Origin of the sequence: Enterobacter sp. BNK-18, from assembly GCF_047456135.1 — a bacterium.
GTDB classification, from domain to species: domain Bacteria; phylum Pseudomonadota; class Gammaproteobacteria; order Enterobacterales; family Enterobacteriaceae; genus Enterobacter; species Enterobacter ludwigii.
This window is the reverse complement of record NZ_CP179899.1, coordinates 3,154,170-3,175,744: the sequence shown is the minus strand read 5'-3', so window position 1 is coordinate 3,175,744 and position 21,575 is coordinate 3,154,170. Positions and strand designations below refer to the sequence as shown.

The window sequence follows — 21,575 nt, the reverse complement described above, 5'->3', positions numbered from 1 at the left end:
CGTCTGAAGCAGGCCCCCTTTGGTTAAGGGGGCTTTTTTGTCCGCGGAACATACAAAAATGTTTATATAATTACTCACACATCTTCATCCGCTTCTGAAAAACAATGCGCCTGCTTTTTCCCTGAAACAGTATGTAAGGACAGTAAGATGATGAAAATGACCCGTATCACCCTGGTTGCTGCCTCGCTGGTGGCGTGCAGTTTTGCCGCACAGGCCGCTGACGTTGAAGCTGCCCCCTCTCCGGCGCAGGATCCGCTGGTGCAACACCTCAAGCTGAGCAACGATCAGATTAAGAAGATCGACGCGCTGCATCAGACGCTGGAACAAAATGTCAGCAAGATCCCGATGACCGGCGTGAAAGACGGTGCGCTGATCGAGATGTTCCAGACCGGGAAATGGGATGAAAGCACGGTGAAAAACCAGCTTGCCGCGTTCAGTAAAATTGAAGAGCAGACCCGCTATTACCGCGTCAAATACTACTTTGATGTCAGCCAGGTTCTGACAGCGGAGCAGCGTAAACAGGTGAAAACCGATATGGCGAACGCGCTGGCTAACTGATGACACACCCGCGCATGTCGCGGGTTTTTTATTTCTTGATCGGCGTCACTTTTAGAAAATCACCTCCATTACTCCTCATCTAAGAGTATTTTTTTCTCTCACTTGCGAAAAGCCTTATAAATATTGTGACTTTTTTCTCCCGCTCTCCACGTATGATTTGTCCATTCCAATAACACACACCTGCAGCAGTCTGGCTCATTATCGCTGGTGGTCAGAATCCCATAAAAACAACTGGTTACCCTACAAAATAAGCGAGTGCCTTATGGATACGGCAACAAACAGCAGTGTGATTGTGAACGATTCACTCGCGGCAAAGCGGGCAGGGATGAGTGAAAGCGAGTGGCAGGAGGCCATTAAATTCGACAGCACCGATACGGGCTGGGTCATTATGAGTATCGGAATGGCCATCGGCGCGGGGATTGTTTTTCTCCCGGTACAGGTGGGGCTGATGGGACTGTGGGTGTTTCTGCTTTCGTCAGTGATTGGCTATCCGGCCATGTACCTGTTTCAGCGGCTGTTTATTAACACGCTGGCAGAATCGCCGGAGTGCAAAGATTATCCAAGCGTCATCAGCGGCTACCTCGGTAAGAACTGGGGCATTTTATTAGGTGCGCTCTATTTCGTGATGCTGGTTATCTGGATGTTCGTCTACTCCACCGCCATCACCAACGACAGCGCTTCCTATTTACACACCTTCGGCGTGACGGAGGGGCTGCTCTCTGAAAATCCGTTCTACGGTCTGTTCCTGATCTGCATCCTGGTGGCGATCTCCTCCCGTGGCGAGAAACTGCTGTTTAAAGTCTCCAGCCTGATGGTGCTGACCAAGTTATTTGTGGTGGCGGCGCTCGGGTTGTCGATGATTGGCCTCTGGCATTTAGCCAACGTGGGCATGCTGCCACCCGTGGGGCTACTCGTTAAAAACGCGATTATCACGTTGCCGTTTACCTTAACGTCGATTCTGTTTATTCAGACATTAAGCCCGATGGTGATCTCCTATCGTTCACGCGAAAAATCGGTTGAAGTGGCGCGCCATAAAGCGCTGCGGGCGATGAACATCGCCTTCGCGATCCTCTTCGTGACGGTCTTTTTCTACGCGGTCTCGTTCACCCTGGCAATGGGGCATGATGAGGCGGTCAAAGCCTACGAACAGAATATTTCCGCACTGGCAATTGCCGCGCAGTTTATCAGTGGCGACGGTGCCGGCTGGGTCAAAATTGTCAGCGTTATCCTGAATATTTTTGCCGTCATGACCGCGTTCTTCGGCGTGTACCTGGGCTTTCGTGAAGCGACGCAGGGCATTGTGATGAATATTCTGCGCCGCAAAATGCCGGCAGAGAAAATCAACGAAAACACCGTACAGCGCGGCATCATGCTGTTTGCCATTCTGCTGGCATGGAGCGCGATTGTGTTAAACGCGCCGGTACTGAGCTTCACCTCTATTTGCAGCCCAATCTTCGGCATGGTGGGGTGTTTGATTCCGGCGTGGCTGGTCTACAAAGTGCCGGCGCTGCACAAATATAAAGGCGTGTCGCTGGTGATCATTATCATCACCGGTCTGCTGCTGTGTGTTTCTCCTTTCCTCGCGTTTTCTTAAGGGCAAACAAGGTCGTAACGATGTCAGAGCAAACTCAATCTTTATGGAATCAATTTATTCGGGCGGTGCAGGAGGAAGTTAAACCTGCACTGGGGTGTACCGAGCCGATCTCTCTGGCGCTGGCTTGTGCGATGGCCGCGGAGCTTCTGCCGGGTGACGTCACACAGATTGAGGCGTGGGTTTCACCGAATCTGATGAAAAATGGCCTTGGCGTGACGGTACCTGGCACCGGGATGGTCGGGTTGCCGATTGCGGCGGCGCTGGGGGCCACTGGCGGCAACGCACACGCCGGACTGGAGGTACTGAAAGATGCCACTGCCGATGCGCTGGTGCGTGCCAAAGCGCTGCTGGACGCCGGCCAGGTGCAGGTCAAGCTGCAGGAGCCATGCGATGACATCCTCTACTCCCGCGCCTGCGTTCACGCCGGACAGGCCTCGGCGATGGTGACCATCGCCGGTGGGCATACGCGGGTGGTGGAGATTGTCTGTCAGGGCGAAACCCGCTTTACGCTTGATTCTCAACCCGATGAGAGGAATGACGACCCGCTGGCGGTACTTTCAAACGCCACGCTATCGCAGATCCTTGAGTTTGTGGAGCAGGTGCCGTTTGACGCGATCCGCTTTATCCTGGCTGCCGGACAATTAAATGATGCGCTCTCCCGTGAAGGTTTAAGCGGAAAATGGGGGCTGCACATTGGCGCGACGCTCAATAAGCAGCGCGCTCGCGGATGGATAGCGCAGGATCTGGGCTCGGATATTGTCATTCGCACCAGCGCGGCCTCGGACGCCCGAATGGGCGGGGCGACGCTGCCGGCAATGAGCAATTCCGGATCGGGCAACCAGGGGATCACGGCCACCATGCCGGTTGTGGTGGTGGCGGAACATGTCCAGGCGGATGATGAACGTCTTGCCCGGGCGCTGATGCTTTCACACCTTTCGGCTATTTATATCCACGCCCAGCTTCCGCGCCTGTCGGCGCTGTGTGCGGCTACCACGGCGGCGATGGGGGCGGCGGCAGGCATGGCCTGGCTGATGGGCGGAAGCTATCAGACGCTCTCAATGGCAATCAGCAGCATGATTGGCGATGTCAGCGGGATGATCTGCGATGGCGCGTCCAACAGTTGTGCCATGAAGGTCTCAACCAGCGTCGGCAGTGCCTGGAAAGCGGTGATGATGGCGCTGGATGATTCTGCGGTAACGGGCAATGAAGGGATTGTGGCGCACGATGTGGAGCAGTCGATCGCGAACCTGTGTTCGCTGGCGTGCCGCTCCATGCAGGCGACGGACCGGCAGATTATTGAGATTATGGCACGTAAAGTGTAACGGTTTCCTCTCTCCCCGCCGGGGAGAGAGGATCATCGGGTGTTAAACCGGTAAATCAATTAACAGCGCGCGCAGCGGCGAATCAGCAACCAGCGTGATATTCGCTTCGTCGCGAATAAACGCCCCGTCACCGCAGGTGAGCGCTTCTTTCTCTTCCGTATGCGTCACCGCATGCACCGTACCGTGAATCGATTGCAGATAGGCGCGCGGACCATGAAGCTGGAAGCTCGCCTGTTCCCCTTTCTTCAGTTCGATATGGTGCAGCCACACCTGCTGGCGCAACTGCAGGCTGCCTTGACTGCCGTCCGGGGAGGCTATCAGCTGCTGCCTGTCGCCCGTCAAATCTAACTTCTGTACCAGCGGGTTTTCCCGCTCAGGGCAGGCATCCAGCCACAGCTGCATACGGGTCAGCGTTTTATCTTTGCTGAGGTTATGCTCGCTGTAACTGATGCCCGGCTGCGTGGAGATTAATAATGCTTCGCCGGCCTTCGCCTGGACATGATTGCCCTCGCTGTCGCGGTATTCTGCTTCGCCTTCCAGGATCAGGTTCAGGATATCGACTTTCGGGTACGTACGCGGCTGGAAGGACGCGCCTGGGGCGAGCACTTCCTGATTCAATACGCGCAATGAAGCGTAACCGAGCAGTTTAGGGTCAAAGTAGTGTCCAAAGGAAAAGGTGTAGCGGGCCTGCAGCCAACCGAAATCGGCTTGTCCGCACTGTTTAGCTGTTCTTGTCGTAATCATAAACTTGACCTCTCTTTACACTAAACAATGGTAAAGGTATGGACGCTTCATTGTTAGCCAGATATTCTGCCCGGTATGTTCAAATTTCCTGAATGAGAACGAGATGGCTAAAGAGAGAGCATTGACGCTTGAGGCGCTTCGCGTCATGGACGCAATTGATCGGCGTGGCAGTTTTGCCGCGGCGGCAGATGAACTGGGGCGCGTTCCGTCTGCGCTCAGCTATACCATGCAGAAGCTGGAGGAAGAGCTGGACGTGGTGCTCTTTGACCGCTCCGGTCATCGAACAAAATTCACTAACGTCGGACGGATGCTGCTGGAGCGTGGTCGCGTCCTGCTGGAAGCGGCGGACAAGCTGACGACGGACGCCGAAGCGCTGGCGCGCGGCTGGGAAACTCATCTGACGCTGGTGACGGAAGCGCTGGTGCCCACCGAGGCGCTGTTCCCGCTGGTGAACCGGCTGGCCGACAAAGCAAACACCCAGTTATCGATCATCACCGAGGTGCTGGCCGGGGCCTGGGAGCGACTGGAGACGGGCAGGGCGGATATCGTCATTGCCCCGGATATGCACTTCCGTTCCTCATCTGAAATCAACTCCCGCAAGCTCTACAGCGTGATGAACGTCTATGTCGCCGCACCGGATCACCCGATTCACCAGGAGCCGGAGCCGCTCTCGGAAGTGACGCGGGTGAAATACCGCGGGGTTGCGGTCGCAGATACCGCGCGCGAGCGTCCGGTGTTAACGGTGCAGTTGCTGGATAAACAACCGCGTCTGACCGTCACGTCGCTTGAAGACAAACGCCAGGCATTGCTGGCAGGCCTGGGCGTGGCAACGATGCCGTATCCGTTTGTCGAAAAAGATATTGCAGAAGGGCGGCTACGCGTGGTCAGCCCGGAGTACACCAGCGAAGTGGACATCATTATGGCGTGGCGGCGCGACAGCATGGGTGAGGCCAAATCGTGGTGCCTGCGCGAAATACCCAAGCTCTTTGCCCATCACAACAAATAAAAAATCGAGCCCGGTACGCGAAACGCCACCGGGCTTTGTTTTATGCGTTGAGTTTTGGATCGGGCCCGAAGCGGTTTTCGCCCGGCGTGCCGGCCTGACAGTTGAAGACCAGAATGACCAGCCAGCCCACAATCGGGATCAGCAGCAGCAGTAACCACCAGGCTGAACGATCGGTATCGTGTAGCCGTCGGAACAGTACGGCCCATGAGGGAAGCAGGACCAGCAGGCCGTAAATCGTGGTGAGAACACCTTCACCGCCGGCTCGTTCCCAGCCGAGAATTTTATCGATAATGCCCAGCACCATGATGAGGATGAAGTTCACCAGAACGAACATCCAGTACTCTTTACGGCGAGCGCGGCCACCAAATCCAATGTAGTTGCGCAGTACTTTTAAATACCAGTCCATTTTCCTTGCCTCATTAGTCAGTCAATCACTTGTTTTTTAAGCGATCGAGGTAAGGATAGATGGAGATTGTGAATTAAAAAAGGGCATCAATTGATGCCCTTGATATTTATCCGAAACGCACGTCGCGACCGTGCGGTTCATCCAGGTCCTGCCACGGGCCCACCGAGATAATACCCGTCGGGTTGATGGTCTTATGGCTGCGGAAATAGTGGGTGCGGATATGGTTGAAATCGACCGTTTCAGCAATGCCCGGCATCTGATAAATATCGCGCAGGAAACCGTACAGGTTCAGGTAATCGCTGATGCGGTGTTTATCACACTTGAAGTGGGTGACATAAACAGGATCAAAGCGAACCAGCGTTGTCCACAGACGAATGTCTGCTTCCGTCAGGCGGTCGCCCGTCAGGTAGCGATGCTGGCCGAGGATCTGCTCAAGACGCTCCAGCGATTCAAACACTTTTCCCACCGCGTCGTCATACGCTTCCTGGCTGGTGGCAAAGCCGGCCTTGTAGACACCGTTATTCACGTTGTCGTAAATCCAGCTGTTCAGCTCATCAATCTTATCGCGCAGCTCGACCGGATAGTAATCCCCGGCGCGGGCCCCGTGGGCATCAAACGCGGTGTTGAACATGCGGATGATCTCTGCGGATTCATTGCTGACAATGGTCTGGTTTTTCTTGTCCCACAGCACGGGTACGGTCACGCGTCCGGTGTAGTGCGGATCGGCGCGCAGATAGAGCTGGTAGAGAAAATCGTGGTGGTAGAGGTCATCACCGGTGGCGGCCGGGAAATCACTGTCAAACGTCCAGCCGTTTTCCAGCATCAGGGGGTTGACCACCGAAACCGGAATTAAGGATTCGAGTCCTTTCAGCTTGCGCACAATCAGCGTGCGGTGCGCCCACGGGCAGGCCAGAGAAACATAGAGATGATAACGGTCTTTCTCAGCCGCAAAGCCGCCTTCGCCGCTTGGGCCCGGTGCGCCATCGGCGGTTAGCCAGTTACGGAAGGCCGAAACAGAGCGCTTGAAGCGTCCCCCGGTGGATTTGGTGTCATACCAGACATCCTGCCAGACGCCGTCTACGAGTTGTCCCATTTTTTACTCCTCCGTCAATAAGCAAAAGCGAGGAGATATCTCCTCGCTTTGTGTTCATTCAGTATAGCGTGCTTACCACTTCTTATTCAGAACGCGGTCGATGCTGTATGCGCCAGGGCCAGTGATGGCCAGCAGCAGGAAGCCACCCGCGATGGTCAGGTTTTTCATGAACATCAGGGAGTTCACGCCTTCCGCAAAGTTGCTGTGGAAGATGAACGCCGTCAGCAGGGTGAAGCCTGCGGTAAACAGTGCCGTGGTGCGGGTCAGGAAGCCGAACAGTACCGCCAGGCCGCCGCCGAACTCAAGGAGAATAGTCAGTGGCAGCAGGAACCCGGGAACACCCATGGCTTCCATGTATTGCTGCGTGCCCGCATAACCGGTGATTTTGCCCCAGCCTGCGGTGATAAACAGAACCGGCATCAGAATACGCGCTACCAGAACACCAACATCTTCTAATTTTTTCATTTTACTCTCCAGGAAACCACATCAGCGGCTGAACTTTATTTGTGTGCAAATTCGGGTAGATACCGCGTCTTTGCTGTCGATGGAGAAGAGTGTAAACGGGGCAGATGGGAATTGTTAGCAAGGAAAACTGTCAATCTTCTTCAAAGATATTGAGTAACGGGGGAGGGGGAAAGTGTGCCGGGTAAGCGAAACGCTACCCGGCATAAGAACTAACGCAGCTGTTGTTGACGAATCGTCGCTTTCACCAGACGCCAGGCGCTCCAGGCACCAAAGCCGCGGCGGGCCCAGCGGATCAGCATATTTGGATGACGAACCGTCCAGATAGCCATCACGCTGCTTCCGACCAGCGCCCATGAGCGCAGGCTCAGGAAGGTATTCCAGCCCCGGTCAAAACGACGCGTCGCGTCAACCCAGTCGCGACAACTGGCAGACAAATCCAGCCGTTGCTGCTGGATCTGACTGAGCAGGAATGCTTTTCGCTTCTGACGTTCGGCTTTATCGCTCACGGCTTGTCATCCTCCAGCAGGGCGCGATCGTTGGCCAGTTCCTGGCGCGTATGGCGCAGGAAAGTGGATTTGCGTGCTTTACGCATCGTCCATATGCCGCCAATCAGTGCCGCAACCAGCAGAACAACGGTGGTGGCAATCATCGCGTTGAGTCGATATTGCGGGTCAATGGCCCAGATGATTAATACCATCAGGCTCATCAGACCAAACGCGGCGAAGAGCATGGTAAGCCCGAGCATCAGCAGCATCTGGAAAAGGTTCGCTTTCTCCTCTTCCAGTTCAACCACTGCCAGCCGGACGCGCGTTTCGGCAATCCCGACCAGCGTCGTCAGAATACGCTGGCCGATGCCGAGGACGTTGTTAGCAGGCCCTTGTGCGTGACGAGGATCTTCCATATTAACGACGCGTCAGCAGGACACCCAGTACCACACCTACCGCGGCACCAATCCCTACACCCGTCCACGGATTATCGCGAACATATTCGTCCGCGCGAGCTGCCGCTTCGCGGGTCTGTTTCGCCAGTGCATCACCGGTTTCACCCAGGCGATAACGGCTCTCTTTCAGCGCCTGCTCAGCTTTGCTGCGCAGTTTGCTGACCTCTTCTTTTGACTTATCTGCAGAGGAGTTCAGCACCTCTTCCAGGGTATCGGCCAGGGATTTCAGTTCAGCGCGCAGATTTTCAGACGTCGTATCTTTTGACATGATTCTCTCCTGTTGAGATTTCCGTTAACTCAATAATCGCGAGCTTCCAGCGCTTTCAGGTCGTCCTGCGCTTCTTTCAACTTCTTCTCGCGCTTAGCAATTTTTTCCGCATCCCCTTTCTCTTTCGCTTCCTGCAGGTCGTGACGGCGCTCGGCTATCTCGTCCTTCTGTTCAGCGATTTTTTTCTGGTGATCGGCACGTAGCTTGCTGTCAGAACAGTTCGCTTTCACTTCGCTCAGCGCTTTTTTGAGACCCTCAACACGATGCTGATTGTTATGCTTTTCGGCATAACTGATCTCACGCTGAATATCCTGTTCTTTCTCCTGACAGAGAGAGTTGGCAAAGGACGCTGTGCTTAAAGAAAAAAGGGCCAGAGCCAGAGTAATGCGGAATTTCATTATCGAAACCTTCCATTGTGTTGCGGCGTGAGCCGCTATCCAGAGTCAAGCGGAGTACATTCATGGGGTGCTCCGCGTACTTAAGCATAGTAAGTAAACGGGGGATTCACCAAAGTGAGTGAAAAGATTCGGAATCCTGGTAATTATCCAAATCTATGCGACGAATCGCGAATCAGTGACAGCCAGGCTGCAGGCTGGTTGTCATCTTCCTGCTGGGCAATGATATAACCGTGCGGCAGCGTACGGTCGAGCACCACTTTCGCGGCGGCACTCTGCGCACGGGAATCAAACTTAATCAGTAAAACATCGTCCTGCGGGGTAATGCTCTTAAAGCGGATGCCGTTGGCATCAAGATGATGCCACACCGAAAAACCGTCAGGCACGCTGACACCCTGACTCACCGGGCGAATGGCCAGCGTCGATTCCTGATGCGAAAGCGTCGTCCAGGCCAGGAACATGAGGCTGAGCAACCCCAGGGCAATCATGGCCACGGCAAAACGGCGCACGGCAAGCGGTGAGATAACCATCGTTAACCTCTGGCCCCGTATTTCTTCTTCCACAGTACCACCAGCGAACCGACCAGACCAAAGACCAGCAGAACCACCGGCAACAGCATCAGGCAGGACATGAGCTGATCTTCATATTTCATGAAGACCGGCGTTTTGCCCAGCGCATAGCCCAGCGTGGTCAGGATCAGAACCCACAGCAGGCCGCTCATCCAGTTGAAGAACTGGAAGCGGGTGCTGCTTAATCCGGAAAGACCCGCAATGGTAGGCAGCAGGGTGCGTACAAAGGCGATAAAGCGGCCGATCAGGAGCGCGGAAAGCCCGTGCTTATGGAAAAGATGGTGCGCCCGCTGGTGATAATGCGCAGGAAGGTGGGAGAGCCAGTTCTGCACCAGACGCGTATTGCCCAGCCATCGTCCCTGGATATAGCTCACCCAGCAGCCAAGGCTGGCGGCGATGGTCAGTAATAAAATGGTTTGCGGAAAGGCCATTGCCCCTTTGGCACACAGCACGCCGACGAGCACCAGTAAGCTGTCGCCAGGTAAAAAGGCGGCAGGCAGTAAACCGTTCTCAAGGAACAGAATCATAAATAAGACGAAGTAGAGCATGCCAATCATGGAAGGGTTGGCCAGCGTTTCAAAATCCTGCGCCCAGAGGGCATGCAGTAGTTGGGTCAAAAGTTCCATTCAGTGTTCCTGGAAATCGGTTAACGTCACGCCTGTTATCCGGGACAAACAGCACGGCGACATTGTTGTGATTTCATTATGGTCGCTCGCGGACACATTGAGGTGTGGCCAACACTGTTCCCTGTTAATTGGCTGGTTAGCAAGCACTAACTTACAAAATAACGAATTGAATCCAATTGTAACAAAGCCCAAGGTTCTGCGTCACAGAATTTGCAGGGGTGAGATGATTTTGGCGTAAGCCATGGAGGGGAGCGAGGGGATTTACAAAGGCTGACACTATATATGTTTTGCTTACCCACCTTTGCCAGAAGGCGCAGCGAAGCGCCTGCCAGCGAAAAGGTAAACTATTTTGCCGCACTGGCTGCCGTATCGAGATGAACGACAGGATTATCGGCAAAAAGATAGCGGTCAGCGTTAAATTCGAAGTCATCGCTGGTTTCATTGAACAGCATCTGCTTGGTGTTTTCCAGGTGCTGCCACATCGCCAGTTTTGCCGCATGGGGATCTTTGCGAATCAGCGCTTTAAGGATCTGATCGTGATCGTCGCACCAGTTATCCACGGTGCGGGAATCGATGTGATCGTGCAGTTTTTTCCAGTACGGGTTGTGAACGCGCTGAGTCCACATTTTTTCCACGATTGCCGCCAGCGCCGTGTTTTGCGTTGCCAGCGCGACCTGAACGTGGAACTGCAGATCCCACTCTGAATCACGGAAACATTTTTCCTTGCGCGCGTTTTCCTGGATTTCCATCAGCTTCATGATGTCCTGCTTGGTCACCTGGGTCGCTGCAAATTCCGCAATATTGCTTTCGATAAGCTGGCGCGCCTGGAGCAGTTCAAACGGACCGTAGCTGGCGAATTCGAGACTTTCGTCGGCGACCGGGGAGTGTTTCGGCTGATTAGAAATCACGTGAATGCCGGAGCCTTTGCGAACTTCAACGTAGCCTTCCACTTCCAGCATGATAATCGCTTCACGCACCACGGTGCGGCTTACACTTTTTTCATCAGCGATAAAGCGCTCAGCGGGGAGTTTATCACCGACAAGGTAGACACCTTGCTCGATGCGATCTTTCAGCTCGGCAGCAAGTTGTTGATATAAACGACGTGGTTCGGTGATTTCCATATGCGCTCCAGGCAGGGTACGGCGGATTATTTGTTATACCACTTTTGCGTGCCAGTCTCCAGATTTTGCCATGAAAAAAGCCGCCCGGAGGCGGCTTCTGTGACATCAGGAGGGGCGCTAACTTTGCGTTGCCGGTCCCCCCAGGGACTCTTTTAGCACCTCTTCTGCCGACTTACTTTTCAGCACCGTCCAGATAACCACTGCACCCATCAGGTCGAAGATAGCCAGTACGGCAAACAGCGGGCTGAAGCCGATGGTGTCCGCCAGCGCACCGACCACCAGAGCAAACAGGGTGCTTGCTGTCCAGGCAGCCATTCCGGTCAGGCCGTTAGCGGTAGCCACTTCGTTACGCCCGAAGACGTCAGAAGAGAGCGTAATCAGCGCACCGGACAGTGACTGGTGAGCAAAACCACCGACGCACAGCAGGGCGATTGCCACATACGGGCTGGTGAAGAGGCCGATCATGCCCGGGCCAATCATCAGCACTGCGCCCATCGTCACGACCATTTTACGGGAAACGATCAGGTTCACGCCAAACCAGCGCTGGAACAGCGGTGGCAGATAACCGCCAACGATACAGCCCAGATCGGCAAACAGCATTGGCATCCACGCGAACATCGCAATCTCTTTCAGGTTAAAGCCGTAGACCTTAAACATGAACAGCGGGATCCAGGCGTTGAAGGTCCCCCAGGCGGGTTCGGCGAGGAAGCGCGGCAGGGCGATACCCCAGAACTGACGGGTACCCAGAATCTGCCAGACCGTCATTTTTTTGCCGTTGTTGGTCTGATGCTGAGCTTCCTGACCCCCAATGATGTATTCGCGTTCGTCTTCAGACAGTTTTTTCTGATCGCGCGGGTGTTTATAGAAAATCAGCCACGCCATGGCCCACGCAAAGCTCAGTACACCAGAGATAATGAACGCCATCTGCCAGCTGTGCATCACGATAGCCCACACCACCAGCGGTGGTGCAATCATCGCACCGATGGAAGAACCGACGTTGAAATAGCCGACGGCAATAGAACGCTCTTTCGCCGGGAACCACTCAGAGCTGGCTTTCAGCCCGGCCGGGATCATTGCCGCTTCCGCTGCACCTACCGCACCACGTGCCAGCGCCAGACCGCCCCAGCTGCCTGCCAGCGCCGTGGCGCCGCAGAAAATAGCCCAGGCGATGGCGAAGAAGGCGTAGCCGATTTTGGTCCCGAGAATATCCAGAACATAGCCTGCGACAGGCTGCATGATGGTGTAAGCCGCGGAATAAGCAGCAATGATGTAGGAATATTGCTGAGTGGAGATATGCAGCTCTTCCATCAACGTCGGGGCTGCGGCTGCCACGGTGTTACGTGTCAGGTAGCCCAGCACGGTGCCTAACGTCACCAGTGCGATCATATACCAACGTAACCCTTTAATTTTACGCATCTAAAACCTCATCGTTATGTTAATTCCGTGCCTTGCACGGCAACCTCTCGACCGTGTCCGGGAGCGGTTGTGTAACGGGAGGGGCATAACCGGGAGATGTCCCGGAACGGCCCGAACCTTGCCATAAGTAAGCGTGCATAAGTCGGTATCCGTACCGTTAAAACCGATGTTTTCACACCGGGAATGCATTCCGTCGGCTTAGTGTTTGCGACGGCGAAAAGATAACTTGTCATACAACTTTAAAAGGTGAGTGACATCACAAATGCATGATTATTTGTAGGGACATTATGTGTTACGGATAAAGCCAGTTCTGGCGCGGCCTGGCGAAGGGTTTACCTCATTTGAGGTAATTAATTTGTCTGCGTTTATTGATCTAACTCACGAAAAAATGTTCTGTCTCTGGAAATTGGTGTGATAACTTTGCAGCATCTGAGCATAAGCTTTCTGACGCTCTCGTTACGAGGAAGACGATAATGACACCGTTTATGACCGAAGATTTTCTGTTAGATACCGAATTTGCTCGCCGCCTGTACCACGACTACGCCAAAGACCAGCCAATTTTCGACTACCACTGCCATTTACCGCCGCAGCAGGTTGCCGAAAATTACCGTTTCAAAAACCTGTATGACATCTGGCTGAAAGGTGACCACTACAAATGGCGTGCGATGCGCACCAACGGCGTGGCGGAGCGCCTGTGTACCGGTGATGCAAGCGACCGCGAGAAGTTTGACGCCTGGGCGGCGACCGTTCCGCACACCATCGGCAACCCGTTATATCACTGGACGCACCTTGAGCTGCGCCGTCCGTTCGGCATCACCGGAAAGCTGCTCTCCCCGGCTACCGCCGATGAAATCTGGGATCGGTGCAATGAATTACTGGCGCAGGATACCTTCTCCGCCCGCGGTATCATGAAGCAGATGAACGTGAAGATGGTGGGGACCACTGACGATCCGATTGACTCCCTGGAACATCACGCGGTGGTCGCCCGCGATACCTCGTTTGATATTAAAGTGCTGCCAAGCTGGCGTCCGGATAAAGCCTTTAATATCGAACAGGCGACGTTCAATGATTACATGGCGAAGCTGGCGGAAGTGTCTGACACCGACATTCGTCGTTTTGCAGACCTGCAGAGCGCGCTGACCAAACGTCTGGACCACTTCGCGGCACATGGCTGTAAAGTCTCTGACCACGCGCTGGATGTGGTGATGTTTGCGGAATCAAATGAAGCTGAGCTTGATAGCATTCTGGCACGTCGCCTGTCCGGTGAATCCCTGAGCGAGCACGAAGTGGCACAGTTCAAAACGGCGGTGCTGGTCTTCCTCGGTGCGGAATATGCTCGTCGCGGTTGGGTGCAGCAATACCACATTGGTGCCCTGCGCAATAACAACCAGCGTCAGTTTAAACTGCTGGGCGCGGACGTGGGCTTCGACTCCATCAACGATCGCCCGCTTGCGGAAGAACTCTCTAAGCTGCTGAGCAAACAGAACGAGCAAAATCTGCTGCCAAAAACCATCCTCTACTGCCTGAACCCGCGCGATAACGAAGTGCTGGGTACCATGATCGGTAACTTCCAGGGTGAAGGTATGCCAGGCAAGATGCAGTTCGGTTCCGGCTGGTGGTTCAATGACCAGAAAGACGGGATGGAGCGTCAAATGACGCAGCTGGCGCAGTTGGGTCTGTTAAGCCGCTTTGTGGGCATGCTGACCGACAGCCGTAGCTTCCTTTCTTACACGCGGCACGAATATTTCCGCCGCATTCTGTGCCAGATGATTGGCCGCTGGGTGACCGCGGGTGAGGCCCCTGCCGATATTCAGCTGCTGGGCGAAATGGTGAGAAACATCTGCTTTAACAATGCGCGCGACTACTTCGCCATTGAACTGAACTAAGGCCGTTTGAGGTTGATATGCAATACATCAAAATCCATTCGCTGGATAACGTTGCCGTCGCGCTGGCGGATCTGGCCGAAGGTGAAGTTGTCACCGTTGATAACCAGACGGTAACCCTGCGTCAGGCGGTGACTCGCGGGCATAAGTTTGCCGTGAAGCCGATCGCCCAAGGAGACAACGTTGTTAAATACGGTCTCCCGATTGGTCATGCGCTGGCGGATATTGCGCCGGGTGAGCATATTCATTCCCACAACACCCGCACCAATCTGAGCGATCTGGACGAGTACAGCTATCAACCTGATTTAGCGGCAGAAGAAGCGCAGGCGGCGGATCGCGAGGTACAGATCTACCGCCGGGCGAACGGTGAGGTGGGGATCCGCAACGAGCTGTGGATCCTTCCCACCGTCGGCTGCGTGAATGGGATCGCGCGTCAAATCCAGACACGTTTCCTGAAAGAGACCCACGACGCCGAAGGTACGGACGGTGTGCACCTGTTCAGCCACACCTACGGCTGTTCTCAGCTTGGCGACGACCACATCAACACCCGCACCATGCTGCAAAACATGGTCCGCCACCCGAACGCGGGCGCGGTGCTGGTGATTGGTCTGGGCTGCGAGAACAATCAGGTGGATGCGTTTCGCGATACGCTGGGTGAGTTTGACCCCGAGCGCGTGCACTTTATGGTGTGTCAGCACCAGGATGATGAAGTGGAAGCGGGCATTGAGCACCTTCACCAGCTGTATGAGGTGATGCGTCACGACAGGCGTGAGCCGGGCAAGCTGAGTGAGCTGAAGTTCGGCCTGGAGTGCGGCGGGTCTGATGGCCTGTCCGGGATCACCGCGAACCCGATGCTGGGCCGCTTCTCAGATTATGTGATCGCCAACGGCGGTACGACGGTGCTGACAGAAGTGCCGGAAATGTTCGGTGCTGAACGTATTCTGATGAGCCACTGTCGCGACGAAGAGACGTTTGAGAAGACCGTCACCATGGTGAACGACTTCAAACAGTACTTTATCGCCCACAACCAGCCGATTTATGAAAACCCGTCTCCGGGTAACAAAGCGGGCGGGATCACCACGCTTGAAGAGAAGTCTCTCGGCTGCACGCAAAAAGCGGGTGCCAGCCCGGTGGTTGATGTCCTGCGCTACGGTGAACGTCTTAAAACGCACGGTCTGAATTTGCTCAGCGCACCGGGTAACGATGCGGTTGCGACCAGCGCGCTGGCCGGCGCCGGCTGCCACATGGTGCTGTTCAGCACCGGGCGCGGGACACCGTACGGTGGCTTTGTGCCGACGGTCAAAATCGCGACCAACAGCGAGCTGGCAGCGAAGAAAAAACACTGGATCGACTTTGATGCAGGCCAGTTGATCCACGGTAAAGGGATGCCGCAGTTGCTGACGGAATTCGTGGATACCATTGTGGAGTTTGCCAACGGCAGACAGACCTGTAACGAGAAGAATGACTTCCGCGAACTGGCGATCTTCAAGAGTGGCGTGACGCTGTAAGTGTGGTGCGGTTGATGCCCTCACCCCTGTGGAGAGGGTCAAATACTAAAACGGCAACCTTCGGTTGCCGTTTTGCTTTACGTTTTGTCACCGGGCTTTTGTTTACCCGCGTAACGCGTTCTTCGCTAAACGCGCGTCTTCCGCCTGGCATGCCGCTGCGGTGAACAGCACGTCCGTTGAGGAGTTCAGCGCGGTTTCGCAGGAGTCCTGCAATACACCGATGATAAAGCCGACGGCCACTACCTGCATGGCAATCTCATTCGGGATACCGAACATATTGCACGCCAGTGGGATCAGCAGCAGCGAACCACCCGCCACACCCGATGCACCACACGCACACAGCGACGCCACCACGCTCAGCAACAGCGCCGTGGGCAGATCGACCGGAATGCCCAGCGTATGCACAGCCGCCAGCGTCAGCACGGTAATGGTAATTGCCGCACCCGCCATATTCACGGTCGCACCCAGCGGGATGGAAACCGAGTAGGTGTCGCGATCCAGATTCAGCTTCTCCGCCAGCGCCATGTTAACCGGAATGTTTGCCGCAGAGCTGCGGGTGAAGAATGCATACACACCGCTCTCGCGCAGGCAGGTTAACACCAGCGGATACGGGTTACGGCGGATCTGCCAGAACACCAGCAGCGGGTTAATCACCAGCGCAACCAGCAGCATGCAACCAATCAGTACCACCAGCAACTGCGCATAGCCCAGCAGTGCGCCAAAGCCGGTGGTCGCCAGTGTGGAAGAGACCAGACCGAAGATGCCGATTGGCGCAAAGCGAATCACAATTTTGACCATAAAGGTCACGGCGTTCGACACGTCGTTGACCAGGTTTTTCGTTGTTTCGTTGCCGTGACGCAGGGCAAAACCAAGACCGATCGCCCAGACCAGGATGCCGATGTAGTTAGCGTTCATCAGTGCCGTAATCGGGTTAGAGACCATGCTCATCAGCAGGCCGCGCAGCACTTCCACAATACCGGATGGCGGGGTGATATCACCCGCCGCGCTGGTCAGGTGCAGCGAGGACGGGAACAGGAAGCTGAAAACGACGGCTGTTAAGGCTGCAGAGAAGGTGCCCAGCAGATACAGGAACAAGATAGGGCGAATGTTGGTTTTTTGTCCGTGTTGATGATTGGCAATTGACGCCATGACCAGCATCAGCACCAGCACCGGTGCGACGGCTTTCAGTGCGCCAACGAAAATGGTGCCAAGCAGCCCCGTCGCTTCCGCAGCCGGTTTTGACACCATTGCCAGCAGAATCCCCAGTACCAGCCCTACCAGAATTTGTTTAACGAGACTGCCTTGCGCCAGGCGCGCAAAGAGACCGGTTGATTGTGTGCTCATAAAAATTCCTAAGTGAAATTGCGTTCCATCCTTTATGTGCTCTAAGTCACATTTATGTCCGGATGTAAGAAAATGTTTGCCTGGTTGAGTATAGGGAAACCGGATGCGGAGGGAAGCGTAAAATGCTGCATTTTACGTGTTGCGTCATAGTTTTTAACTATTCATTTACAAAAGTGTGTTGGCCCTCTCCCTGGAGGGAAGAGGGCCAGCGTAAAGGCAGCAGGAAGGACCGTAATTACTCCACCTGTTGCTTCTTATCGTGCTGACGATTAACCCAGGTATTGATAAGCAACGTCACGATCAGAATGCCAAACACCACACCGAGCGAGATAGCGATAGGGATGTGGTAGAAATCGACAATCAGCATCTTGATACCGATAAACACCAGGATCACCGACAGACCATATTTCAGCATTGAGAAGCGCTCAGCCGCGCCTGCCAGCAGGAAGTACATGGCACGCAGACCGAGGATGGCGAACAGGTTAGATGTCAGCACAATGAACGGGTCAGTGGTGACCGCGAAGATAGCCGGAATGCTGTCTACCGCGAAAATCACATCGCTCAGCTCAACCAGAATCAGCACCAGCAGCAGCGGCGTGGCAAAAAGCAGGCCGTTCTTACGCACGAAGAAGTGCTCGCTCTCGATCTTGTCGGTCATGCGCAGATGACCACGGATCCACTTCACCAGCGGACGGTCGCCAATGGCGGAGCCATCTTCTTTTGCCAGCGCCATTTTGATCCCGGTGAACAGCAGGAATGCGCCGAAGACATACAGCAGCCATTCGAACTGCGTAATCAGCCAGCTTCCGGCGAAGATCATAATCGTACGCAGGATAATCGCACCCAGCACGCCGTACACCAGCACGCGACGCTGCAGGGCCGCAGGCACGGCAAAGTAGCTAAACAGCATCAGCCAGACGAAGACGTTATCGACCGCCAGGGCTTTTTCAATCAGATAGCCGGTGAGGAACGCGAGCGCCTGAGGATCGGCAACCGCGCGGCCTTCCGTTGAGGCCAGGTACCACCAGAAGGCAGCACAGAAGAGCAGGGAGAGGGTAACCCACACCAGTGACCAGGCCGCAGCCTGTTTCATGGTCATGCCATGTGCGCCGCGACGCCCCTGCAAAAAGAGGTCGATCGCCAGCATGATGAGCACGACAACCGCGAATCCGCCCCACAACATGGGAGTGCCGACAGAATGCATACTATTTTCCTTACACATAAAAAACAAAAACGGCCATGGTCAGAAGACGATAGCCGTTAGCTTTTTATGCATAGACCTCGCCTTCCGGCAAGGTCTCACTTACAACCAAAAAGACGGGCTTTTTGATTGCCCGGCGACCGGATGCGGTTTTGCACGCATCGTAATGACGATCCACCGGCAAGGAAGTTACTCCCCTTTGCAGGTAACAAAATATGTCAGACCAGTGATTTCGTCAATGGTCTGCACCGTTTCATTACACAGCTTTACGCGATAGCTTCTGCGCCCACGCCATCTGCAGGAAAGACCACGCCGGTTTGACGGCGGATCTCGGTTTGCAGTTTCGCCGTGGTGCGACTGACCGCCAGCCCAGGGTGATTCACTTCGTTGTCTTCCACCAGACGGGCGAAGACCTCTGCCTCATAGAGCATAGTGTTAATATGCTGAGGCTGCGTCAGCTCCTGCGCTTTGCCGCCGCGTGGGACAATGCTCAGCTTCTGACACTCGGAAATCTTCTCGATAACCAGTGAGCCCGCTTCGCCCTGAATTTCGCTGGGCAGAACGGAATCGCTCACCTTGGAGTGCTGCAGCGTAACGCTGAAATCACCGTAATCCAGCACCACGATGCCGTGCGCATCCACACCGCTTTCCAGCAGGCTGGCCGTGGCGGTGACGCCGTGCGGCTCGCCCCACAGCGCAACGGCAGAGGCCAGACAGTAAAAACCGATGTCCATAATCGAGCCGTTAGAGAAGGCCGGGTTAAAGGTGTTCGGGTTTTCACCGTCCAGATAACGTTGATAGCGCGACGAGTACTGGCAGTAATTAATAAACGCTTTACGCACTTTGCCAATCTTCGGCAGAGACTGCTGTAACAGCAGGAAGTTTGGCAGGCTGGCGGTTTTGAACGCTTCGAACAGTACCACCTGATTGTCGCGGGCAAGCTGAATCGCGGCTTCCACTTCCTGAATGTTCGAGGCCAGCGGCTTCTCGCAAATCACATGTTTTTTATGGCTAAGAAACAGCGACGTTTGCGGAAAGTGCAGGGAGTTTGGGCTGGCGATGTAGACCGCGTCAATGGCGTCACTTTGCGCCATCTCATCGAGCGACGTGAACAGATGTTCAACCAGATAGTCGTTCGCGAAACTCTGCGCCTGCTCCAGGCTGCGGGAATAGACTGCGGTGAGCTTAAATTTGCCGGTTTCATGGGCGGCGTCGACGAACTGGCGGGTGATCCAGTTCGTGCCAATAACTGCGAAACGTATCATAAACGTTTACGTACTCCGTAGCAGGGAACCTTTAGCCACTGTAGCACGTGATTATTGCAAAACCAGTGCGCTACTGCGCATTACTCTTTAACGATAAATGCGTAAGCCATAAGCGGGTATCGAACTCCAGCTGGTGGTACTGAGGCTCCATATGGCAGCACAGAGAATAGAAGGCCTTGTCGTGCTCTTTTTCCTTCAGGTGTGCCAGCTCATGCACCACGATCATCCGCAAGAACGCTTCCGGCGCGTGACGAAACACGGTAGCAACGCGGATCTCCGCTTTCGCTTTGAGCTTGCCGCCCTGAACACGGGAAACGGCAGTGTGCAGGCCGAGCGCGTTTTTCAGCACATGGATCTTGTTGTCGTACATCACCTTATTGATGGGTGGCGCGCTCTTCAGATAGGTGTTTTTCAGATCCTGGGTATACTGCCAGAGCGCCTTATCGGTCGCGAAGTCATGCGTACCCGGATAGCGTTTTTCCAGCACCGCGCCCAGCTTTTGCTCGGCAATTAAGCTGCGAACCTGAGAAAGTAAGTTCTCCGGGTAGCCCTGGAGATAAGTTAGTTGGTTCATCAACGCCCCAATTTGACAATAAAACGGGTATACTCACGCACCCTTTTCAGGGATAACGCCGAAATTTTACCATTCAGGAGGGCCGATGAGCCACTTAGACAACGGTTTCCGTTCACTCAACCTAAAACGTTTCCCGGAAACGGACGACGTTAACCCGCTTCAGGCGTGGGAAGCGGCGGATGAATATCTGCTGCAACAGTTGGATGACACTGAAATCAGCGGCCCGGTTTTGATCCTGAATGACGCGTTTGGCGCGCTGGCCTGTGCTCTGGCAGCACACACGCCTTACAGCATCGGTGATTCCTACTTGAGCGAGCTGGCGACGCGGGAAAACCTGCGCCACAACGACATCGACGAATCCAGCGTTAAGTTCCTCGACAGCACCGCGGACTACCCGCAGGCGCCGGGCGTGGTGCTGATCAAAGTGCCGAAAACAATGGCGCTGCTGGAACAACAATTGCGCGCACTGCGCAACGTCGTTACCCCACAAACGCGTATTATCGCGGGGGCCAAGGCGCGTGATATTCATACCTCAACGCTGGAATTGTTCGAGAAAGTGCTCGGCCCAACCACCACGACGCTGGCCTGGAAAAAAGCGCGTCTCATTAACTGTACTTTCAGTGCCCCGGAACTGGCCGACGCGCCAGAAACCCTGAGCTGGACGCTGGAAGGCACTGACTGGACAATCCACAACCACGCGAACGTCTTCTCCCGCACCGGCCTTGATATCGGGGCGCGTTTCTTTATTGAAAATCTGCCGGATAACCTGGAAGGCGAAATCGTCGATCTGGGCTGTGGTAACGGTGTGATTGGCCTGACGCTGCTGGCGAAGAACCCTGACGCGAGCGTTGTATTTAGTGATGAGTCGCCGATGGCGGTGGCCTCCAGTCGTCTGAACGTTGAAACCAACATGCCGGACGCGCTGGATCGCTGCGAGTTTATGATTAACAACGCGCTGTCGGGCGTTGAGCCGTTCCGCTTTAATGCCGTGTTCTGTAATCCCCCGTTCCACCAGAAACACGCCCTGACGGATAACGTCGCCTGGGAGATGTTCCACCATGCACGCCGCTGCCTGAAAATTAACGGCGAGCTGTATATCGTGGCGAACCGTCACCTGGACTACTTCCACAAGCTGAAGAAGATCTTCGGTAACTGCACCACGGTTGCCACCAACAACAAGTTCGTGGTGCTGAAATCCGTCAAGCTGGGTCGCCGCCGCTAACGCGGGGCGCTGAGTTTACACCGGCCTGCCTCGCGTGCAGGCCCGGTGAGCGTTG

At 54.9% G+C, this 21,575-nt stretch carries 23 protein-coding genes; 7 read left to right on the top strand and 16 right to left on the bottom strand.

Translation table 11 applies throughout. From position 1 onward, the window contains the following. The first annotated feature begins 147 nt into the window (after nt 1-147). The 3 genes from ACMGG3_RS15260 (at nt 148) to ACMGG3_RS15250 (ending at nt 3,474) form a co-directional block, all read left to right on the top strand. Complete coding sequence (locus ACMGG3_RS15260) at nt 148-558, top strand: Spy/CpxP family protein refolding chaperone (protein WP_014171738.1); 411 nt, start codon at nt 148-150, stop codon at nt 556-558. A 262-nt stretch (nt 559-820) separates the two neighbouring features. Then, nucleotides 821-2,152, top strand: a complete 1,332-nt coding sequence (locus tag ACMGG3_RS15255) for a hypothetical protein (protein WP_414149292.1) — start codon at nt 821-823, stop codon at nt 2,150-2,152. Nucleotides 2,153-2,172: 20 nt separating this feature from the next. After that, nucleotides 2,173-3,474, top strand: a complete 1,302-nt coding sequence (locus ACMGG3_RS15250) for a serine dehydratase subunit alpha family protein (RefSeq protein WP_025202949.1) — start codon at nt 2,173-2,175, stop codon at nt 3,472-3,474. A gap of 42 nt (nt 3,475-3,516) precedes the next feature. Here ACMGG3_RS15250 and ACMGG3_RS15245 read toward each other — a convergent pair whose 3' ends face one another. Continuing rightward, on the bottom strand, nt 3,517-4,218 hold the full coding sequence (locus ACMGG3_RS15245; protein ID WP_014171735.1) for a pirin family protein: 702 nt from the start codon (nt 4,216-4,218) through the stop codon (nt 3,517-3,519). 103 nt (nt 4,219-4,321) lie between these two features. Between ACMGG3_RS15245 and ACMGG3_RS15240 the strand changes: the two genes are divergently transcribed. Further along, nucleotides 4,322-5,224, top strand: coding sequence for a LysR family transcriptional regulator (locus ACMGG3_RS15240; protein ID WP_014171734.1), 903 nt, complete (start codon nt 4,322-4,324; stop codon nt 5,222-5,224). Nucleotides 5,225-5,264: 40 nt separating this feature from the next. Here ACMGG3_RS15240 and ACMGG3_RS15235 read toward each other — a convergent pair whose 3' ends face one another. The 11 genes from ACMGG3_RS15235 to ACMGG3_RS15185 form a co-directional block, all read right to left on the bottom strand. Further along, the gene (locus ACMGG3_RS15235; protein WP_014171733.1) at nt 5,265-5,630 is read right to left on the bottom strand and encodes a DUF805 domain-containing protein; all 366 of its coding nucleotides are present in this window, start codon (nt 5,628-5,630) and stop codon (nt 5,265-5,267) included. Nucleotides 5,631-5,736: 106 nt separating this feature from the next. Continuing rightward, nucleotides 5,737-6,723, bottom strand: a complete 987-nt coding sequence (locus tag ACMGG3_RS15230; RefSeq protein ID WP_020883573.1) for a glutathione S-transferase family protein — start codon at nt 6,721-6,723, stop codon at nt 5,737-5,739. Between the two features lie 72 nt (nt 6,724-6,795). Next, entirely contained in the window at nt 6,796-7,188 is a 393-nt protein-coding gene (locus ACMGG3_RS15225; protein ID WP_006178691.1) for a DoxX family protein, read from the bottom strand. 209 nt (nt 7,189-7,397) lie between these two features. Beyond that, nucleotides 7,398-7,694, bottom strand: a complete 297-nt coding sequence (locus ACMGG3_RS15220; RefSeq protein WP_414149291.1) for a YqjK-like family protein — start codon at nt 7,692-7,694, stop codon at nt 7,398-7,400. Next, nucleotides 7,691-8,089 (bottom strand): phage holin family protein, encoded by a 399-nt coding sequence (locus tag ACMGG3_RS15215; RefSeq protein ID WP_013098867.1) that lies wholly within the window; start codon nt 8,087-8,089, stop codon nt 7,691-7,693. The genes ACMGG3_RS15220 and ACMGG3_RS15215 overlap by 4 nt, the downstream gene beginning before the upstream one ends. Before the next feature lies 1 nt (nt 8,090). Further along, nucleotides 8,091-8,396 carry a DUF883 family protein gene (locus ACMGG3_RS15210; RefSeq protein ID WP_003862645.1) on the bottom strand — a complete coding sequence of 102 codons (306 nt, stop codon included), beginning with the start codon at nt 8,394-8,396 and terminating at the stop codon, nt 8,091-8,093. Nucleotides 8,397-8,425: 29 nt separating this feature from the next. Next, nucleotides 8,426-8,794: a DUF1090 domain-containing protein gene (locus ACMGG3_RS15205; RefSeq protein WP_014171729.1), complete on the bottom strand. Its 369-nt coding sequence runs from the start codon at nt 8,792-8,794 to the stop codon at nt 8,426-8,428. 143 nt (nt 8,795-8,937) lie between these two features. Beyond that, nucleotides 8,938-9,321, bottom strand: a complete 384-nt coding sequence (gene mzrA / locus ACMGG3_RS15200) for an EnvZ/OmpR regulon moderator MzrA (RefSeq protein ID WP_020883575.1) — start codon at nt 9,319-9,321, stop codon at nt 8,938-8,940. Nucleotides 9,322-9,323: 2 nt separating this feature from the next. Continuing rightward, the gene (gene yqjA, locus ACMGG3_RS15195; RefSeq protein ID WP_014171727.1) at nt 9,324-9,986 is read right to left on the bottom strand and encodes a DedA family general envelope maintenance protein YqjA; all 663 of its coding nucleotides are present in this window, start codon (nt 9,984-9,986) and stop codon (nt 9,324-9,326) included. Between the two features lie 344 nt (nt 9,987-10,330). Beyond that, entirely contained in the window at nt 10,331-11,107 is a 777-nt protein-coding gene (gene exuR / locus ACMGG3_RS15190; protein ID WP_014171726.1) for a transcriptional regulator ExuR, read from the bottom strand. 117 nt (nt 11,108-11,224) lie between these two features. Further along, the gene (locus ACMGG3_RS15185) at nt 11,225-12,523 is read right to left on the bottom strand and encodes an MFS transporter (protein ID WP_014171725.1); all 1,299 of its coding nucleotides are present in this window, start codon (nt 12,521-12,523) and stop codon (nt 11,225-11,227) included. A 473-nt stretch (nt 12,524-12,996) separates the two neighbouring features. Between ACMGG3_RS15185 and uxaC the strand changes: the two genes are divergently transcribed. Next, entirely contained in the window at nt 12,997-14,409 is a 1,413-nt protein-coding gene (uxaC, locus tag ACMGG3_RS15180) for a glucuronate isomerase (protein ID WP_040018780.1), read from the top strand. Nucleotides 14,410-14,426: 17 nt separating this feature from the next. Then, the gene (locus tag ACMGG3_RS15175) at nt 14,427-15,914 is read left to right on the top strand and encodes a UxaA family hydrolase (protein ID WP_014171723.1); all 1,488 of its coding nucleotides are present in this window, start codon (nt 14,427-14,429) and stop codon (nt 15,912-15,914) included. A gap of 102 nt (nt 15,915-16,016) precedes the next feature. Here ACMGG3_RS15175 and sstT read toward each other — a convergent pair whose 3' ends face one another. The 4 genes from sstT to ACMGG3_RS15155 form a co-directional block, all read right to left on the bottom strand. Beyond that, complete coding sequence (gene sstT, locus ACMGG3_RS15170) at nt 16,017-17,258, bottom strand: serine/threonine transporter SstT (protein WP_014171722.1); 1,242 nt, start codon at nt 17,256-17,258, stop codon at nt 16,017-16,019. A gap of 235 nt (nt 17,259-17,493) precedes the next feature. After that, on the bottom strand, nt 17,494-18,462 hold the full coding sequence (locus ACMGG3_RS15165) for a TerC family protein (RefSeq protein WP_025202952.1): 969 nt from the start codon (nt 18,460-18,462) through the stop codon (nt 17,494-17,496). Between the two features lie 263 nt (nt 18,463-18,725). Next, nucleotides 18,726-19,724: a Gfo/Idh/MocA family protein gene (locus ACMGG3_RS15160; RefSeq protein WP_014171720.1), complete on the bottom strand. Its 999-nt coding sequence runs from the start codon at nt 19,722-19,724 to the stop codon at nt 18,726-18,728. Between the two features lie 70 nt (nt 19,725-19,794). Continuing rightward, entirely contained in the window at nt 19,795-20,298 is a 504-nt protein-coding gene (locus ACMGG3_RS15155) for a YgjP-like metallopeptidase domain-containing protein (protein WP_025202954.1), read from the bottom strand. Between the two features lie 85 nt (nt 20,299-20,383). Between ACMGG3_RS15155 and rlmG the strand changes: the two genes are divergently transcribed. Beyond that, entirely contained in the window at nt 20,384-21,520 is a 1,137-nt protein-coding gene (rlmG, locus tag ACMGG3_RS15150; protein WP_138614672.1) for a 23S rRNA (guanine(1835)-N(2))-methyltransferase RlmG, read from the top strand. The last annotated feature ends 55 nt before the right edge of the window (nt 21,521-21,575 follow it).

Bases quoted from the DNA above. Each gene is read 5' to 3' on its own strand.
- ACMGG3_RS15260 (WP_014171738.1), top strand. From the start codon at position 148: ATGATGAAAATGACCCGTATCACCCTGGTTGCTGCCTCGCTGGTGGCG.
- ACMGG3_RS15255 (WP_414149292.1), top strand. From the start codon at position 821: ATGGATACGGCAACAAACAGCAGTGTGATTGTGAACGATTCACTCGCG.
- ACMGG3_RS15250 (WP_025202949.1), top strand. From the start codon at position 2,173: ATGTCAGAGCAAACTCAATCTTTATGGAATCAATTTATTCGGGCGGTG.
- ACMGG3_RS15245 (WP_014171735.1), bottom strand. From the start codon at position 4,218: ATGATTACGACAAGAACAGCTAAACAGTGCGGACAAGCCGATTTCGGT.
- ACMGG3_RS15240 (WP_014171734.1), top strand. From the start codon at position 4,322: ATGGCTAAAGAGAGAGCATTGACGCTTGAGGCGCTTCGCGTCATGGAC.
- ACMGG3_RS15235 (WP_014171733.1), bottom strand. From the start codon at position 5,630: ATGGACTGGTATTTAAAAGTACTGCGCAACTACATTGGATTTGGTGGC.
- ACMGG3_RS15230 (WP_020883573.1), bottom strand. From the start codon at position 6,723: ATGGGACAACTCGTAGACGGCGTCTGGCAGGATGTCTGGTATGACACC.
- ACMGG3_RS15225 (WP_006178691.1), bottom strand. From the start codon at position 7,188: ATGAAAAAATTAGAAGATGTTGGTGTTCTGGTAGCGCGTATTCTGATG.
- ACMGG3_RS15215 (WP_013098867.1), bottom strand. From the start codon at position 8,089: ATGGAAGATCCTCGTCACGCACAAGGGCCTGCTAACAACGTCCTCGGC.
- ACMGG3_RS15210 (WP_003862645.1), bottom strand. From the start codon at position 8,396: ATGTCAAAAGATACGACGTCTGAAAATCTGCGCGCTGAACTGAAATCC.
- ACMGG3_RS15205 (WP_014171729.1), bottom strand. From the start codon at position 8,794: ATGAAATTCCGCATTACTCTGGCTCTGGCCCTTTTTTCTTTAAGCACA.
- mzrA (WP_020883575.1), bottom strand. From the start codon at position 9,321: ATGGTTATCTCACCGCTTGCCGTGCGCCGTTTTGCCGTGGCCATGATT.
- yqjA (WP_014171727.1), bottom strand. From the start codon at position 9,986: ATGGAACTTTTGACCCAACTACTGCATGCCCTCTGGGCGCAGGATTTT.
- exuR (WP_014171726.1), bottom strand. From the start codon at position 11,107: ATGGAAATCACCGAACCACGTCGTTTATATCAACAACTTGCTGCCGAG.
- ACMGG3_RS15185 (WP_014171725.1), bottom strand. From the start codon at position 12,523: ATGCGTAAAATTAAAGGGTTACGTTGGTATATGATCGCACTGGTGACG.
- uxaC (WP_040018780.1), top strand. From the start codon at position 12,997: ATGACACCGTTTATGACCGAAGATTTTCTGTTAGATACCGAATTTGCT.
- ACMGG3_RS15175 (WP_014171723.1), top strand. From the start codon at position 14,427: ATGCAATACATCAAAATCCATTCGCTGGATAACGTTGCCGTCGCGCTG.
- sstT (WP_014171722.1), bottom strand. From the start codon at position 17,258: ATGAGCACACAATCAACCGGTCTCTTTGCGCGCCTGGCGCAAGGCAGT.
- ACMGG3_RS15165 (WP_025202952.1), bottom strand. From the start codon at position 18,462: ATGCATTCTGTCGGCACTCCCATGTTGTGGGGCGGATTCGCGGTTGTC.
- ACMGG3_RS15160 (WP_014171720.1), bottom strand. From the start codon at position 19,724: ATGATACGTTTCGCAGTTATTGGCACGAACTGGATCACCCGCCAGTTC.
- ACMGG3_RS15155 (WP_025202954.1), bottom strand. From the start codon at position 20,298: ATGAACCAACTAACTTATCTCCAGGGCTACCCGGAGAACTTACTTTCT.
- rlmG (WP_138614672.1), top strand. From the start codon at position 20,384: ATGAGCCACTTAGACAACGGTTTCCGTTCACTCAACCTAAAACGTTTC.